This window comes from Flavobacterium sp. UBA4854 (genome assembly GCF_002399805.1).
In the GTDB taxonomy this organism is placed as follows: domain Bacteria; phylum Bacteroidota; class Bacteroidia; order Flavobacteriales; family Flavobacteriaceae; genus Flavobacterium; species Flavobacterium ginsengisoli.
In genome coordinates this window covers 29,490-32,086 of record NZ_DHEI01000050.1, presented here as the reverse complement: position 1 = coordinate 32,086, position 2,597 = coordinate 29,490, and the positions used below count along the sequence as shown (strand labels likewise).

The following is a 2,597-nucleotide window of genomic DNA, read 5'->3' as shown; positions in this document are numbered from 1 at the left end:
GCTCAGTTTGGTTTTAGAAACTATGCTTTCTTAAACGTTACAGCACGTAACGATTGGTCATCTACATTGCCAAGCAGCAACCGTTCTTATTTCTATCCGTCTATTAACGGAAGTGTGGTTTTAACAGATGCATTAAATATTAAAAGCAATACACTCGATTTCTTAAAGCTTCGCGGAGGATGGTCTGAAGTAGGTAACGATGCAGATCCGTATCAATTGGCTACGGTTTACAATTTCCAAACCGCATTTGATGGAAATCCGATTCAAACTTCGTCTCAAAGAAAACTAAATGAAAATTTGAAACCTGAAACAACTCGTTCTACTGAAGTAGGTCTTGAAGCTTCTTTCTGGAAAAACAGACTTCATTTTGATGTAGCTTATTACAACACAAATAGTTTTGATCAGATTTTAGAAATAAAAACTACAGCAGCTAGCGGTTATACTTCGCAGTTAATCAATGCAGGAAAAATTAATAACCAAGGTATTGAAATACAGTTGGATGGAAATCCTATTCAAACTGAAAACTTTAAGTGGAATGTGGCTTTAAATTATTCTAAAAACAAAAGTAAAGTTGAAATTTTAGATTATGCAGGAGACATTAAAAACTATACAATTGGTTCTTCTGGAGGTGTAGATGTATTGGCATCTGTAGGGCAAGCTTACGGAGCACTTTATGGTACAGCTTACGAGCGTGATGCAAGCGGAAATATTGTAGTAGGAGCAAATGGTCTTCCAAAAGCAGATCCGACAAAAAGAGTTTTAGGGCATTATACTCCAGATTACTTAGCAGGTCTTACGAATACTTTGACTTATAAAAATCTTGAACTTTCATTCCTTATTGATGCAAGTGTTGGTGGTGAACTTTTCTCTGGAACTAATAGAACAGGAAACTATACAGGAGTTTTAGCGCAGACTCTTCCAGGACGTGGCGCTGAAAACGGTGGTTTAAGCTATTATTATCCAGGAGACAATACTGCTAATCCGAAAACTTTAGTAACGGGCGGTGCTGCTCCAAGTGGTGTAACAGTTTATGATGATGGAATGATTTTCGGAGGTGTATTTGCTGATGGAACGCCTAATAATAAAGTGATTAGCGCACAGGAATATTATAAGGCATCATACAACATTAGTGAGGCGTACATCTACAGTTCGACTTTCGTAAAAATGAGAGAGATAAAGCTTTCTTATAATTTTAATAAAAAGCTAGTTAAAAAACTTGGATTAGAAGGAGCAAGCCTTACTGCTGCTGGACGTAACTTATTCTTTATTTACAAAGATGCGCCAAATATTGATCCTGAAACAGCTTTCAACACTGGAAATGCACAAGGATTGGAAAGTTTAGCTTTGCCAACAACTAGAAATTTCAGTTTAAATCTTAACGTTAAATTTTAAAAACTCGGAATCATGCTAAAAAAACTATCATATACAATACTGTTTGCATTGACACTGAGCTCTTGCAGTGATACTTTGGACGATATTAATAAAAATCCAAATGCAACTGAAACGCCGCTTGCTCCATATCTTTTGACAGGTACACTAAAACAAGGTGCCGATTTGTATTGGGGAGATGCAAACAACTTTAACTCTACTTTGCTGTTTGTGCAGCATTGGGCTAAAATTCAATATACAGAACCAGATCGTTACGATGTTTCAAATACTTCTTTCACCGCATTATGGGATAAGGGATATTCGACTCTAATTACAGATTTGAATACGATTTTAAAATTTCCAGATGCTCAGGCAAATTCAAATTATAAAGGAATTGCATTAACATTACGTTCTTGGACCTTTTTATTGCTGACAGATGCTTACGGAAATATTCCGTACAAAGAAGCTGGTCAGAAAGTAACACCTGCATACAATACACAAAAAGAAGTATATACTGGTTTGCTTGAAGATTTAAAACAAGCGCAATCTTTGTTAAATCCAGCAAATGGTTCAGTTACGGGTGATTTGGCTTATAAAGGTGATATCTTGAAATGGAAAAAACTGGTAAACTCGCTTCGTTTGCGTATTGCCTTGAGAATTTCTGACAAAGAACCTGTTTTAGCTAAACAGGCAGCAATTGATGCGACAAGCGATTCAAGTGGATTAATTAGCAGCAATTCTGAAACATTTCAATTTGTTTATACAAGCTCACCGCAGCAAAATCCAGCTTCGGCTTGGTTTGAGACTAGAGATGATTTCCGTATTTCAAAAACTATGGTAGATCAATTATACGCATTATCAGATCCTCGTTTGCCTGTTTTTGCTCAATTGCCTTCAGATGCAAGCGTTGGAAAATATGTTGGTGGCGCTAATGGATTGTCAAATAGTGATGCTAATAGTCAAGGTTTTGCTAAAACATCAAAACCAGGAACTTATTTCTTAACATCGGCTTCTCCTGCTGTAATTGCTTCTTACTCAGAAACATTATTTAATCTTGCAGAAGCTGCAGCCCGCGGGTATATTTCTGGAGATGCAGAACAGTATTATAAAAATGCTATTACAGCATCTTTGAATCAGTTTGGAATTACAAATGCGACAACTATTTCAACTTATCTTGATCAGGCAAGTGTGAAATACGATGCATCAAATTATGCAAAATCGATTGGTAC

2 protein-coding genes are annotated in these 2,597 nt (G+C 36.3%); both read left to right on the top strand.

What is annotated here, in order from left to right; translation table 11 throughout:
- Positions 1–1,392, top strand: a 1,392-nt coding sequence (locus B3J44_RS06905) for a TonB-dependent receptor domain-containing protein (RefSeq protein ID WP_286967317.1), incomplete at its 5' end; no start/stop codon positions are given.
- Between the two features lie 12 nt (positions 1,393–1,404).
- On the top strand, positions 1,405–2,597 hold a 1,193-nt coding region (locus B3J44_RS06900), incomplete at its 3' end, for a SusD/RagB family nutrient-binding outer membrane lipoprotein (protein ID WP_286967315.1).